The following is a 15,337-nucleotide window of genomic DNA, read 5'->3' as shown; positions in this document are numbered from 1 at the left end:
TCGGTTCTTTTAGAGCAGTCATCGTTTACCCTACCCCCAGTACGCCCTGAGTATGGCTGTTAAATTCCGCGCTGCCCCAGTGCGGTCAATGCTGATTGTTAGTTCAATCCTTGAATTCATTTTTCGCCCTTGAGTTGTTTATTTTTGAGATTGATTGAGGAAGGAGTGGCCTCTTATGTTTAACGTGGTAAAGCACACGCGGCCAGCGGTGTCGTCAAAATCACGCCTTGTCCTGGTGGCGGGGTTGTTTAGCGTCTTGGCGCTGGCCAGCGGCGCGCAAATATCCGGCATTCATCCTACGGCCTTTGCGGCGGCGACCGTCACGCACGCTATGCAAGAGTTTCAAACTTTCGTGGCGCGCACGTCCGCGCCTTTCAGGCTGGCGATAGCGCCCACACGGCGTGCCGCGCCGCAAGCGCAACGCCAAATGCGTTTGGTTTCGACCAGTGCCGCGCCGGGCAGTCAGGTGACCGTGCCGGTCGAATACAACGCCGCAGGCAACGAACATAGTCTGGCGTTCAGCTTGCGGTTTGACGCCACCGCGCTCGGCAAACCCCAAGTCAGCGTAACCGCCGAAACGCAGGGCGCGACGCTCACGGTCAATACAGACGAGATCAAAGCGGGCCGCCTGGGTGTGCAACTGGTGTTGGCGGAGGGGCAACAACTCGCCGCCGGGTTGCGCACGCTGGTCAACATTGAATTCAGCATCTCGCCGAAACTAAATGTGGCGACCTTGCCGCTCGAATTCGATGATCAGCCTGTCGCGCGGTACGTGGCGGATGTGCGTGCGAATGCCATCTCGACCGGCTTCGTCAACGGGCTGGTCGCGGTGCAGGCGGGTTTGGAAGCCGATGTGGCCCCGCGCGAAGCGGGCGGCAATGCCGTGTTGTCGGTGGCGGATTGGGCCTTGTTGGGGCGCTTTGCCGCGCAGTTGGAGACGCCCGCCAACGGCGTTGAATTTCAACGCGCCGATTGCGCGCCGCGTGCGACCTTGGGCGATGGACAAGTGACGCTGGCCGATTGGGTGCAGGCTGGTCGTTATGCGGCGGGGCTGGACGCGCCAATGGCCGCCGGTGGGCCGAGTGCGCCCGTGGTTTTATTGAATGGCGCGGGCGCATTGCTCGCGCAAACCGTGTCGCCGGATCAGACGCGCGCCGTGCGCATTCTGCCCGCCACGTTTCAACGCGGGCAAAATGGTTCGACCCAGGTTGAACTGACGGCGCTGGGCACCGAATTCGCGGTCGGCTTCACGCTCAATTTCGATCCCACGCAATTAACCTTTGTGGGCGCGGTGGCGGGCGCGGATGCGGCGGGCGCGACAGTGGTTGTGAATGCCAACGATGCCGCCAATGGCCGCGTGATCGTCAATCTGTCATTGCCCTTCGGCCAAAAATTCGCCGCTGGCGTGCGGCAATTTCTGACCTTGACCTTTAACGTGCCCGGCGCGAGCACGCTCAATTCGACGACGGTTGGGTTTAGCAATGGCGCGGTCGTGGATGACCAGGCGGCCACCTTGCCTGCGTCGTTTATGGCAGGCGTGATTACGCTCAATCCGCCGGTCACTGGGCAGGCGCCCGTCCTCACGTCCCTCAATCCGCTCAATGTGCTGGTGGGCGGGAACAATTTCACGCTGACGGTCAACGGCACGAATTTTACGAATGGTTCGACGGTGCGTGTGAACGGTTCGGAGCGCTTCACCGAATTCGTCAGTGCCACGCAATTGCGCGCGACGCTGCTGGCGGTGGACATACTCGAAACCGGCACGCTCAGCATCACGGTGCGCACGCCCGAAGCCCTGACCAGCAATGCGCTGACACTGAACGTCAACAACCCTGCGCCGACGCTGACCGGTTTGACTCCGGCTTCGGTGGCGACCAACACGCCGGGCGTGACCCTGACGGTGACGGGCACGAATTTCGTGCCGGGCGCGGTCATCAAATTCAACAACGTTGACCGCATTACTTTCTATGTCAGCAGCACGCAATTGACGACGAATTTGCCGGCTTCGGCATTGAACACGGCGGGCAGCTTCAATGTGATCGTGACCAATCCCGCGCCGGGCGGTGGCGCGTCGAATGTGCTGACGTTTGCGGTCAATGCGCCCAAACCAATTCCGCGCGTCACCAGCATCAGTCCGACCACAACACAGGCGGGTGGCGCGGCCTTCACGTTGACGGTTAACGGTTCAGGATTTGTGAGTGAATCAGTGGTGCGCTGGAATGGCGAAGCGCGCCCGACGACCTTTGTCAGCGGCACGCAACTTACAGCGCAGATCACGGCGGCGGACATCGCCAACGCGGGCACGGCTTCGGTGACAGTCTTCAACTCACCGCCCGGCGGCGGCGTTTCGAGCGCGCAGCTTTTCACCATCACGCAACCGCCCAATCCCGTGCCGACGGTGACGGCGTTGAATCCGGCCAGCGTGACGGCGGGCGGGGCAGCTTTCTCGCTGACGGTGACGGGCACGAATTTCGTGCAGACCTCGGTGGTGCGCGTGAATGGGCAGGATCGGCCCACGACGTATGTGTCAGCCACCGAATTGCGCGCGGCTCTGACGGCAGCCGACATCGCCAATGGCGGCACGGCGACGATTCGCGTGTTTAATCCCGCGCCGGGCGGCGGCCTTTCAACCGAATTGCCGCTGACGATTACGTTCGCGCCGCCGACGATCACGCTGGTGAGTCCGAGTTCGGCTGTGGCGGGCGGCCCGGCCTTTACGCTGTCGGTGACGGGCACGAATTTCTCTGCCAATTCGGTCTTGCGCTGGAATGGCGAAGCCCGCCCGACCACGTTGGTCAGCGTGACCGAACTCACGGCGCAGATCACGGCGGCGGACATTGCCAACGTGGGTACGGCCAAACTTACTGTGTTCAGCCCGGCGGCCAACGCGGCTTCAAACGAAATCAGTTTCACGATCAATCAGGGCGCGCGGCCCTTGCCGCGCATCACGGCGCTTAGCCCCGATGGCACAACGGCGGGCGGTGCGGCCTTCACGCTGACCGTGACGGGCGTCAATTTCGTCAGCGATTCGGTGGTGCGCTGGAATGGGCAGGCGCGCCCGACCGCGTTCACCAACAGCACGCAAGTGACGGCGCAAATCACGGCGGCGGACATCGCCAGTCTGGGCACGGCTGCGGTGACGGTGTTTACGCCACCGGCGGGCGGCGGCGAATCCAATCCGCTGACCTTTAACATCACGCAGGCGCCCAACCCTGTGCCCGCGATTACGTCGCTCAATCCGCCCAACGCGACGGCGGGTGCGAATGGGCTGGCCCTCACGATCAACGGCAGCGGCTTCGTCGCAGGCTCGTTTGTGCGGGTGAACGGCAATAGCGAAACGCGGCCCACCACGTTCGTCAACGCCAATCAACTGACCGTGCAATTGACGGCCAATGACATTGCTTCGGCTGGCACGTTGGCGATTACCGTCGTCAATCCCGCGCCGGGCGGCGGCACGTCCAACAGCGTGACGCTCAACATCATCAACGCGGTGCCGGTGCTGACCAGCCTGACGCCGAATATCGTTGGCGAAGGCACGACCGGCGTGACGCTGGCCGTGACCGGCACCGGGTTCATTCGCGGTTCGCAGATCATCATCAATGGCAATGCGCGCCAGACGACTTATATCAGCGCGACGCAATTGACGACGGCGCTGACATCCAATGACGTCGCCGTCGCTGCGACCTTGCAAGTGCAGGTTTCCAATCCCGCGCCGGGTGGCGGATTGTCGAATGTCTTGCCGCTTGAAGTGCGCAAACGCAATCCGTTGCCGCGCATTACCTCGATCAATCCGACCTCCGCGCTCGCCGGGACGGGTGGCTTCACCTTGATCGTCAGCGGTACAGGCTTCGTGCAAGGTTCGGTCGTGCGTTGGAACGGGCAGGATCGCCCGACCGACTTCGGTTCGGAAACCTTGCTCGTCGCGCAAATCCCAGCCACCGACATCGTGGCCGGCGGGAATGCGCAAGTCGCCATCTTTAACCCCGCACCGGGCGGCGGCACTTCTGGTGGAGTCGCCTTCACCATCACCAACCCCGCGCCGCGCATCAGCAGCAGCAATCCCGATACTGTCGTGGCAGGTAGCGGGCCGGTGGCTTTGGTCGTCAACGGTTCCGGCTTTGCCGCTAATTCGCAAGTGCGCTTTAACGGCAATGACGTGCCGACGACCTTTGTGACCAACTCGCAATTGAACGCGCAACTGCCTGCCGCCGCCGTCATCACGGGCGGCGCTTTCGCCATCACTGTCTTTAACCCCGCGCCGGGCGGCGGACTTTCGAGCGGGGTGAATTTCACCGTGACGAACCCCGCGCCGGTCTTGGCGCAACTGGTGCCCAACTCGGTGGCGGCGGGCAGTCCGGGCTTCGTGCTGACCTTGATCGGCACCGGCTTCACGCCCGCGTCGGTCGTGCGTTGGAACGGGCAGGATCGGTTAACGACGTTTGTCGGGCAGACGCAATTGACGGCAGTCGTGAATGCGCAGGACGTGGCGCAAGTCGCCACCGCGCAAGTGACCGTCTTTACGCCCGCACCGGGTGGCGGCACGTCGGCGGCCCTGGCCTTCACGGTCAAAAATGAACCCAATCCCGTGCCGGCGCTGACCGCGCTCAATCCGAATCAGGCATTCGCGGGCGGCCCGGCCTTTACGTTGACGATCACGGGCACCAACTTCGTCGCTGGTTCGCGCGTGCAGTGGAATGGCGAAGCGCGCGCCACGACGTATATCAGCGCCACCCAGATTGTCGCGCAGATTGCGGCGGCGGATGTCGCCAACGCGGCCACGGCCAACGTGACCGTCGTCAACCCCGCGCCCGGTGGTGGCACCTCGAATGCGCTGCCTTTCAACATCGTCCCGCCGCCCAATCCGGCGCCGGTTATCAGCAACATCAGCCCGAACGCTTCGTTTGCAGGCGCGGCGAGCATCACGCTGACGGTGAATGGCACGGGCTTCATCACCGAATCGGTCGTGCGCTGGAACGGCACGGATCGTCAGACCACGCGCCTCAGCGCCACGCAGCTCACCGCGCAAATTCCGGCGGCGGATTTGGCGCAAGGCGGCACGGCACAGGTCACGGTTTTTACGCCGCCTTCGGTCAGCGGCGGCGGCGGCACCTCAAACAGCGCCGCGTTCACCATTCGCCAATTACCGGCGGCGCAAATCGCGCTGACGCCGAACGCGCCCACGACCAACGACACGCTCACCGCGCAACTTTCCGGCGTCTGGCCGGATGGCTGCGTCCCGCAAAATCCGCAGGTTTCCATCGCCGGCAACGAAGTGCGCATCAGCACTTCCAACCCGGGGCAGGCTTGCACAGCGGCGCTGACGCCGTGGAATCTGAGCAGCAGCTTTGGCCCGCTGCCCGCCGCAGGGAATTACTTGCTGCGCGTGTTTTATACTTCACCAGTAGGCACGGCGGAAATTGGCCAAGCCAGCTTTGCGGTCGTCAATGGCCGCCCCACGCTGATCTCGCTAGGCCCCAATCAGGCGCTGGTGGGCAGCGCGGGTCTGGCGTTGACGGTGAACGGCACGGGCTTTTTTAACGGCGCGGTCGTGAACGTCAACGGCGTCGCGCACGAGACGGCCTTTGTCAGCCCGACGCAAGTCACCACGCAACTGACCGACACCGATTTGGTGACGGGCGGCGTGCTCAGCATCACGGTCGTCAATCCCGCGCCCGGCGGCGGCGCGTCCAATGCGCTGCCCTTTGCGGTGAACAATCCGTCCCCGCAGATCGGCGCGATCAACCCAGCCGCCGTGCAAGCGGGCAGCGGGGCTTTTGCGCTGACGGTGACTGGCGCTGGCTTCGTGCCCGGCGCGGTCGTGCGTTGGAACGGGGCCGACCGGCTGACGACGTTTATCAGCAATACCTCGGTGATTGCGGCGATTCCGGCCTCTGACATCGCCAATACGGGCGCGGCGAATATCACTGTTTTCAACCCCGGCCCTGGCGGCGGATCATCCACCGCCGTGAGCCTGACGATTGATAGCGCGCCGCCGTGTCAGGCGATCTGTTTCCAATCGCCGGTCTATTACGTGCTGAACATGAGCCGCTTGCCGAGCGGTTCGGTGCTGATCGCGGGCGTGAATTTCAACCAGCCGGTTTCGATTCAAGACAATCTGGCTGATGTCAAACGCGCTTTGCAGGGGGGCCGCTCGACGCTCGCACAACTCAACGCCGAATACGTCGCGGCGCAAATCAGCCTGCTGGCGGTTTCAGGTCCCTTCCCCTCGGCGGGGGTGCTGAGTGGTCAGTTGCGCTGTTACGGTGTCAATATCACGTCCGTGCAGTTGTCGAACGGCTTCACGGTCAACGTCAGCACGACCATCGGCGATCTGCTGAATCAGGCGCGGTCGGCGCTGACCGAAAACCGCGCGGATGACATGGGCAAACTGGCGGTCATCCTCGATCTGATCAACGGCAATGAACCGAACAGCCGTTGCGGTGGCTTCACGGCCGGGAATTAAACACGGCCGCTTTGAACGGCGGAAAAGAAAAGGACGCGGGAGGCCGAAAGGCTTGCCGCGTCCTTTTTTATGGGCGGGCTTTTCAAAATAGGCATAAGAAGCCTACTGTCTTGTCAACTTGAAATTGCTGGACATCAGAGCGGGGACAACTAACAGCGTAGGGGCAGACCTGCGTGTCTGCCCCGGTCGGGGAAGACCTCCTCGAGTAGGTTTGACGCCACCGGGACAGACACGCAGGTCTGCCCCTACGCTGTCGTATCCCTCATTTTTAGCTTGATGGGGTCACTGGTCAGGCGCAACATTCATCCGCCTCAGTGACCGCCAGCACTAACGAAAGGGCAAGCGTGTGGAAACTCTGGACTAAAATTTCAGCTTCCCCTACACTCCCGCCCGTCTGATTTGGGTTTCCTTCATATTCATCAAGCACATAGACGAATTTCTTTAAGATCGGCTAGTTCTGGCCGTGGTTGGCCATTATGACCAGACGAACCCGCGAGAGTGATGTCATTGAAATCAACGCGGCGGATTTGCGCGCCTTTCTCGCATGGCTGACGCCGGAGCAGGCGGCGAATGGCGAAGCGTATGAATCCGCCCGGCGGCGGTTAATGCTCTTTTTTGCCGGACGCACCTGTTCTGACCCCGAGTCGTTGGCTGACCAAACGATTGATTGCGCCATCCGCAAATTGCCCGACATTCCGCCCGAAGCCACACCCTTGGCCTATCTGCTGGGCATCGCCAAAAACATTTACCGCGACCATTTGCGGGCCACGCAAAAAGCCGAACCCCTGCGTCCCGTGCACGATGTGGCGCTCAGCGCAGAGGCGCATCAGCATGAAACGGAACAGCGCCATCAGTGCCTGGAACAGTGTTTGGCCCAATTGCCCGCCGAAGACCGGGCGCTGGTGCTGGGCTATTACCGCGAGGCCAAACAGCAAAAGATTGATTTGCGGCGGCACTTGGCCGCGCAGTTCGGCCTGACCCAAAACGCCTTGCGCAATCGCATTTTCCGGCTCAATCAACGGCTCGCACTCTGTCTTAATTCCTGTCTTGAACATTCTTTGGCGTGATGTTTTGTCCTGTCTCGCCATTCATCAGCGAGCGGGAAAGTAAGGTTTGCTGAAATGTCATTGATTGCTGACAGTCAAATCAAAGCGTATCTGCTCGGAACTCTGGCAGACGCATCCCGCGCAGACATTGAGGAAACGTTGCTCGTCACTGACGAGGGCCTCGCGCAACTCGAATTGGTCGAAGAGGAATTGCTGGACGATTACCTCACCGGCCAACTCGACCCGGCGGAACTCGCCGCCTTTGAGCAGCATTTCCTGTGCACGGCGGCGCGCAACTCCAAACTGGCATACTTGCGCGCCGTGCGGGCCGTGGCCGCAAAAACTGCGGTCACTGAACCCGCGACACCAACAAACGCACACACGCAACCCAATAACGTCGTCCCGTTTCCGGCCCGCCCGGCGCGGCGACAAATGTTCAGCAGTATGACTCGTTCCCCTTATCTCAAACTGGCTGCCGCATTGTTGCTGGTCAGCGCCGCTACCTTCCTGCTTTGGCGCTTTACCGGACAACCACGGCCAAGCGAAGGCATGTTGGCGCTCAACCGCGCCTACGCCAGCGGACGCACGCTCGACGTGCGCATCGGTGGACTGGATTACGCGCCTTATGCCCCCACGCGTGGCGCGAATGACACCGACACCAACGCCCGCATCCTGCGCCAACGTGCCGAACGCGTCTTGCTCGATGCTTATGCCGACCAGCCCACCGCCGCGAATAAGCACGCGCTGGGCAAATACTATCTGGCCGGCAAAAGCTTCGATAAGGCCATCGAACAATTCAACGCCGCGCTCAAAGACACGCCCCCCTCTGTATCCAATGCCGCCGAGTTGCACAACGACCTCGGCGCGGCCCTGCTCGAAAAAGCCAAGCTCGAAAAACGCAGCAACCAGCCCGGCGACAGCCTGCAACACCTGGCCGCCAGCCTCGAATCCATTGAACAAGCTCTGAAGCTGCACCCCAATTATCCCGCTGCTGTCTTTAACCGAGCGCTCTGCTTGCAGGAAATGTACCTGCCGCGCCAAGCCATCGAAGAGTGGAAGAAATACCTGCAACTCGACCCCAAATCCCCCTGGGCCGACGAAGCGCGCCGCCGCCTGGCCGAACTCGAAAAAACGCCATCCAACATTTCAAAGAGCGAAGACGAGCTTTATCAGGATTACCTCAAAGACCCGGCCAACGACGAACGCACCTTCGACCTGTTCTGCCAGTCCTATTCGACCACCGGCAACGGCATCACCGAACGCCTGCTTGACGAATTGCTCGCCGCCCGGCAAAACGGCGACACGACCAAGGCCACCCACAGACAACAACTGCTCGAACGTCTCGGCGTGTTGATTTATCAACGAACGACTGACCCTTATGTGCGTGATGTCGCCCGCTATTACAGGAAGACTACGCGCGCGCAACAATCATTGTTGTTGCGCGCGCGGCAGCATTTGAATGATGGGCGAAATCTACGCACAACTTCGCAACAAAAAGCCGCCGCGAATTACGAGACGGCTATTGCCTTGTTCCGACAGGTGCGGGATGAGTGCGAAGTGAAGATGACAACCTGTTTGCTCGCCCGTTCGCATTTGCGGCAATCGAATTTGCGTAAGAGCCGGGAGTTGTTTGGAGATTTGGCGGCGTCGAGCAATAGCTATCTTTGGTTAAGAGGGGAAAGTTTGAATGGCATTGCTGAGTATTATCAAGAACTAGATTGGCTGGATAAATCTGTTCGCTCCAACCAATTGGCGCTTTCAGTCGCCAAACTGATCAGTAATACAAACCTGATTATCGTCTGTAGGGGGGCTCTGGCTATAGTGTGCAACGATTTGGGTGATTGGGAACAATCGCTTACTTATCAGGAGCAAACGCTTAATGCCATACAGCAACAAAAAAACGGCCGTCAGCAGCATTGGTCTACAGCTAATCGAACTGCCTTAAATTTATTTATCTTGGGGTTTCAATCAGCAGCCATCGCCTACCAGCAAGAGGCACTGAGCATTGAACAAGAAATTGGTCACGCGCTCCAACTATCGCGTACTTATACTCAGCTTGGTGCAATTCTTGGTAAAGAAGCACGATATGCTGAAGCCACCACTATATTGAAACGTGCTGTCAGTATTGGCGCCAGTCTAAAAAACGAAAAGCAGGGAATTAGTATTCAGGCCCATAGCGGTTTGTTTCTAGCTGATTTGCAACGCAAAGCAGATGATTTTGCCGCCGCTTTGCAAAGTTATGAGCGTGTCATCAGCCTCAATAGGCAATTGGAAAATACCGCAGATGACTTTGAGATTTACCGTGGCAAAGCTCTAACCGAGATTGCTTTGGGTCGTACTGAACAGGCAAAACGGGACTTGACGCGCGCCTTGGTTATTTTTGAAAAGAATCACAATCAGACTTTCTCTGAAAAGGAGCGGACAGCTTTCTTCGATAAGGAATACGAAATCTTTGACGTCGCTATTGGTTTTGCTTATGCCGACAATGTACGAACGGCTTTGGACTTATCAGAGAAAGGCCGTGCTCGTTCTTTGCTTGAATTGCTGAAAAGCACTCGCCCTTTACCGTCTGTCGCACCAATACCTGTAGCGGATCGTTCGCAACCATTGAACAGTAGGGCAGTGCAACGGAGGCTTGGCAACAGTACCAGCCTGCTTGAATTTGCCTGTTTGCCAGACCGTTTACTTGTTTGGGGTGTCTCGGCCAGTGAATTAACGCACCACCAGCAAGCGATTTCATTACCTTCACTGGAGCAAAAGGTACACGCTTTTTTACAAGCTTTGACTGAGAAAAACCCTACTGCGCAAAGCCAGGCCGCCGCGCTTTCAGCCGAACTCTATCAAATTCTGCTTGAGCCGCTCGAACCCTTTCTGACCAGGGCTGAGATTGTGTGCATTGTGCCTGACAAAGTGCTGCACCATCTGCCTTTTGCCGCGCTCTTTTCCGCTCGGCAACAAAAATACCTAATTGAAAATCACGCGCTCATCACCGCGCCTAGCGCTTCGGTTTTCCTGCTTTGTACCGAACGTGCTCGCCGCCAGCCAGCCAAGCGCAATGATCGTCTGTTGGCTGTGGGGAACCCGCGTTTCGACCAAACGAGGTATCCGCAGTTAGCTGATTTGGCTGCGGCTGAAAGCGAGACGCGCGACGTGGCGCAAAATTATGCGGACAGTCGAGTACTCAACGCTGAGCAAGCCACTGAGCAAGCCGTCAAAGCGGAACTCAAACGCGCGTCCATTTTACATCTGGCGACGCACGGGGTGATTGACCAACACTCCCCCGCTAATTCGCGGTTGCTGCTAACCAAACCAGCCGAAGGCGATGAAGAGGACGGCGCATTGCGCGCATACGAAATTGCCCAGATGCGGTTGCCGATAACACGCCTGGCCGTGTTATCGGCTTGCCAATCGGGCGTCGAACGGTTTTATCGTGGTGAAGGCCTGATTGGTTTAAGCCGCGCCTTTTTGGCTGCCGGTGTGCCCGCCGTCGTGGCGAGCTTTTGGCCTGTAGATTCCGAAGTCACCGCCGTCTTGATGGCTGACTTTCATCAACAGTTCAAGACACATTCTGCGTCTCAGGCGTTGAGGCGTGCGCAACTCGACTTGTTGCACCACACCAACTCACAGTATCGCCATCCTTATTACTGGGCGGCGTTCAGTACGTTTGGCGGGGATGTCTTATGAACCTCGCGATTGGGATGTACGGGACAGTGCGATGCGGTACAGGGAGCGGTAGCGACCTGGTAACTTCGCGTGTGTACCTTCGGGGTACCAGGTCGCTACCGCTCCCTGTACCGCATCGGGGGCACCGGCGCATTACTTTACATGCAAGTTGTCTTGGGGTGCGTGCAACGAGCACGCCCCCTCATCTGAAAACCCAAAACACGTAACCAGGAGGAACTGACAATGGTCAACACAATTCCAGAAAACCCGGCAGCCAAAATTATCATTGATGGTCTTTTTGCTTTCTGCCTGAACCCGAAAAAACGCCAGATGGAGTTAGGCGTTTATGAGTTTGCCGACGAGCACGTTTTCTCACTTCGCATAACCAAGCGCATGCGGGAAACGGATGAGTTGGTGGGGGAAACGTGGGAGATAAAACCCCCACGCGGGAGCGGCCACTTGCAAAACATCTCGATCAAGGTAAAGAACCGCCCTAGTGATCTTGAGGTATACCAGAACGGTTCACTAGGGGAAGAAGTGTTCCAGAGTGACCCGACGACGTTGGGCGACATCAACCCGGAGGATGATGAGGTCAAACATGATTTCCGCTGGGTGATTGACCTGGAGGGTATGCGCTATCACAACCGCAAACTGGATATGACGCCGGGCACTTTGACGCGCCGCATCAGAATTCCCAACGGCGTGGTTTCGACACACGAAATTGGGCCGCGTGAAGTGAAAAGTGCTTTCCCGGAAGCGGCGCGGCTGGCCAATCGGGCGCTCGCGTTCAAACGCTGCTATGTAGCTTCCCAGATGGCGGTTGACCTGGTTGCTGATTCAGCGGAAGAACAGGTCGTGATTGCTTACAACGCTGGCGCGCCAGACAAGCGCAACCGGCTTACCCTAACGCCCGCTGACGATTTCTATTATGAAATTTTGCTCCACAATAACTGCCAGCGAGATGGTAACACTGACAAGCATTTCAGCGACTTTCAGCATTACTACAATGTTTTTGCCGATGTCGCGGCGGACGAGCGGATTGACTTTGCGCCGTTTGCTAAAGGAACAGGGGACAAAACCTCCCCTTGCGACTTGATCTTTCTAGGGCAACACGAAGAGTTGTAGCCCAGCCGAAGTGTGAGTGGCGCGGGTTGATCTGCCTGACTTGCACCACTCGCGTTACTGAACGATCAACCCAACACAGGAGGAAGCATGCCGACGATCAATAGTTTTCCCTATCACAGACAAGACGAAAAAACGCAGTGCGGCCCGGCTTGTGCGCAGATGGTGTTGAGTTACTTGAGGACGAACCAAACACTACCCAAACAGGTTGACCTCAGACAGGACGCCGATAAGTTAGGCGCTGCCACAAACCCAACTTGGCAAAAATACGATTACGACGCTTGGGCGACCAGACCGGATGAGCTGAAACATACCTTGGGACTACGCCAGCAGTCATTCAACGTTGCGTTTGAGGCCTACTACTACGGTAAGGCCAAGGACTATCTGCCGTGGTTGAGAAACCGCATCAATAACACTACCTATCAGACTTACCCCATCGTGCCGGTGCACGGCACGTTTTACTATAAGAAGCAACTCAGCAGCGTCATCGAGGCCAAGGGGTACAGCAATCTTGTGACTTACGATGCGAAAAGCGATTACGATGCGCATTGGATCGTGTTGTTCAAGCACGATAGTAACGGCTTTGTGGGCAACGATCCTTACTTCCCGCTGACCAAAGGGGCAGACGTGCACGCCAACCCCGATGTCTGTAAAACAGTGCTGATCCACATCAATGGCAGTGACACGGCTATCGGCGACTACAATTTTCCGGTCATCAACCGGGCAGCGGTCTCGTGGGCTTCTTCCCCTGGCGGCATTCCTGGGGGACGTATCGGCTGGCAACCACCCAGCGAAGCTTCCCCGATACAGCCGCCGTTGCTGCCGCCTCCGCCGTTGCCCATGATGTCTTTCGACGCGCCAAATAGAGCTTTCGATGAAACATCTGTGCGCAGGCAAATGGACAGCTTCGGTTTGTTCACCAATCCGCCTTGCAATGCCTACCTGAGCGGAACGAGTTTCGGCACGCCGCGCCTGGTGCGCCGGTTGGATGTGATTGGGCGCGATTATTATTTAGTGCCTATGTTAAAGCCGAGTGGCAACAGCAGCGCAATGGTGCGCGTTGATGCGCCGACGGGAATATACCTGGATTCGCTGTATTACTCAGAAAATCCCTTCATTTTCGATAAGGGCCAGCTTCGGCAAATGCGCTGGGAAGCTACGCTCAAGCAAATAGCTCAGTTTGATAACCGGTTGCTGAACCCCTTTATCACGCAAATCAACGAACCAGCGACAGAAATGGTTTGGCTGCCTTGCAAAGAGTCACGCTCGGCCTTTTTCCCTTTTTACGTCATCAAGGTACTTGATCGGCGTGTGCTGGTGCGCGTTGACTGGATACTTTTTATGGGCCTTACTTATTGAACTCAAAGGTGTAGAATCCCGGCTCCGCAAATCCCAACGCGCGTAACGCATACGCGCATCATCAACCCTTACCCATAAGGAGAAACCAGATGAGCACCATTCGCATTCTCTTCGACGATCTTTGCGCGTTCTTCACGAAGTATCCTGACCATCTGATGGTTGGCATGATTCCTACGGACGACGCCGCGCCGGAGCATCGGCATCAACCGCACATCGTCATTCGCCAGGCGGGCGTGGTGTTGCGGGAATACCAGGGCTTCGACGCGGTCAATGGCGACATTTCGTTACGCGTCTTTCCGCAGGGCGGCCCACTCGTCCGGCTCGACGCGGTGAGCGCGGATGACCGCCGCAAACCCGCTGCCTTGCTGGTGGACATCGAAAACGATCTTTACCCAGATCAGCCGCTGGCTGTCGAGCCGCAGCGTTGCCGCGCGCGGTTTCATTTTGAGAGCGGCACGCTTTACACCACGAAGCATTTGACCGGCGTGCAATTTGTGGACATGGAAACCGCCGAGCCTTGCCCGCACGCGCCCTCCGACATTTCGCTCGACGCCGGATTGGATGTCGAAGTGCCCGCTGATGGCTACGCGGTCTTGCACTTTCGCAATGGCACCGAAGATTTCATCTTTCGCGGCGGACGGGATTATGAAGTCGAAATCGTCAATCGTGCCGAAGCCGTTTATGCCGACCACTTCAAGTACTATTACAACCTCGTGCCGCAAACGCTGGCCCATCATTGGGTGCCGAACGGTGGTGTGATAACAGGTCAACCAATGCCAGCAGGGTCAAGAGCCTACCCTTGTGATTCGGCAGCGTTTGGCAATGTGGATTATGCCTTCCCGGATGAGGCTGCTGAGTTTGCTGGTTGGCCCGCGTTCTGGAATCTGCTCAATTGGTTGGGTGGGCAGAAATAACTTGTACAAGGTGGCGACGAAGGAAACCGGAACCGCAGGCTGCTGGCTATGAGCGTTTCCGGTTTTCTTGTTGATGCAATGCCAACCGGTTCGCTCCAATCTCTTTTGTAACTGAATTTCTCGTGACTACATCTGGAACCGAGTTTGTCTATCAAGCCCGTCTGGCAATCAAAGGCCGACCCGATTTCCTCCGTCAAACCCGCGAAGCCCTCGCCATTATTACTGGCATCAACATTGGCAACCAGCTTCTGCAAAGTTTGGCTGCCAGCCGACGGACAGTAGTCATCCTGGAATCCACCGCACACAATCTCGCGGTGCCCGATGATTTCAGCGCAGCCATCGCCTCTGGGCAGAAGCTGGAATGGAAGGAGCTTTACGGCAAAGCGAGCTGTTTGATCGGCACCGGCGCTGGCTCTGATACGCAAATTCATTTCAACCCCAGTTACTTCCGAATCGGCACAGCCGAAAGCTGGCAAACTGCACCTGCCGCACTTTGGCTCGCACACGAACTGATTCACGCCGATGATGCCGCTTGGGGGCGAATGAACCCTACCAAAGTTGATGGTTTGTTCAATTACGAACGCCAAGCCATTGGCTTAGCGCCATACGAGTTGAAAGAATTTACTGAAAACCGCTTCCGGAGTAACTGGACGCTGCTACAACCTCTCCGCACAAGTTATTGACGCTCGCCTGCTTGTGCTCAACATACATGATATTCCGTCCAGCCAAGCCTTCCTCAACTTCCCGCCTAAAAAAATAACACTCGCCCG

At 57.9% G+C, this 15,337-nt stretch carries 8 protein-coding genes; 7 read left to right on the top strand and 1 reads right to left on the bottom strand.

Annotated elements, in window-relative coordinates:
- Positions 1-175: 175 nt before the first annotated feature.
- Both HY011_32375 and HY011_32370 read left to right on the top strand, forming a co-directional pair.
- A complete protein-coding gene (locus tag HY011_32375) occupies positions 176-6,463 on the top strand; it encodes a hypothetical protein (protein MBI3427643.1) in 6,288 nt (2,095 codons plus the stop codon).
- A gap of 476 nt (positions 6,464-6,939) precedes the next feature.
- On the top strand, positions 6,940-7,530 hold the full coding sequence (locus HY011_32370; GenBank protein ID MBI3427642.1) for a sigma-70 family RNA polymerase sigma factor: 591 nt from the start codon (positions 6,940-6,942) through the stop codon (positions 7,528-7,530).
- Positions 7,531-7,587: 57 nt separating this feature from the next.
- On the opposite strand, the gene HY011_32365 is transcribed toward HY011_32370, so the two are convergent.
- On the bottom strand, positions 7,588-7,782 hold the full coding sequence (locus tag HY011_32365; protein ID MBI3427641.1) for a hypothetical protein: 195 nt from the start codon (positions 7,780-7,782) through the stop codon (positions 7,588-7,590).
- A 423-nt stretch (positions 7,783-8,205) separates the two neighbouring features.
- Here HY011_32365 and HY011_32360 point away from each other — a divergent pair, with 423 nt between their 5' ends.
- The 5 genes from HY011_32360 to HY011_32340 all read left to right on the top strand — a co-directional run bounded on the left by HY011_32360 (position 8,206) and on the right by HY011_32340 (position 15,250).
- Positions 8,206-11,193, top strand: a complete 2,988-nt coding sequence (locus tag HY011_32360; protein ID MBI3427640.1) for a CHAT domain-containing protein — start codon at positions 8,206-8,208, stop codon at positions 11,191-11,193.
- A 222-nt stretch (positions 11,194-11,415) separates the two neighbouring features.
- Positions 11,416-12,297, top strand: a complete 882-nt coding sequence (locus HY011_32355; GenBank protein ID MBI3427639.1) for a hypothetical protein — start codon at positions 11,416-11,418, stop codon at positions 12,295-12,297.
- An 87-nt stretch (positions 12,298-12,384) separates the two neighbouring features.
- Positions 12,385-13,653: a hypothetical protein gene (locus HY011_32350; GenBank protein MBI3427638.1), complete on the top strand. Its 1,269-nt coding sequence runs from the start codon at positions 12,385-12,387 to the stop codon at positions 13,651-13,653.
- 89 nt (positions 13,654-13,742) lie between these two features.
- Positions 13,743-14,567 (top strand): hypothetical protein, encoded by an 825-nt coding sequence (locus HY011_32345; protein MBI3427637.1) that lies wholly within the window; start codon positions 13,743-13,745, stop codon positions 14,565-14,567.
- A gap of 122 nt (positions 14,568-14,689) precedes the next feature.
- On the top strand, positions 14,690-15,250 hold the full coding sequence (locus HY011_32340; protein ID MBI3427636.1) for a hypothetical protein: 561 nt from the start codon (positions 14,690-14,692) through the stop codon (positions 15,248-15,250).
- Positions 15,251-15,337 lie beyond the last annotated feature (87 nt).

Source organism: Acidobacteriota bacterium, from assembly GCA_016196035.1.
Taxonomy (GTDB): domain Bacteria; phylum Acidobacteriota; class Blastocatellia; order RBC074; family RBC074; genus JACPYM01.
This window is presented reverse-complemented; position numbering and strand designations above follow the sequence as displayed.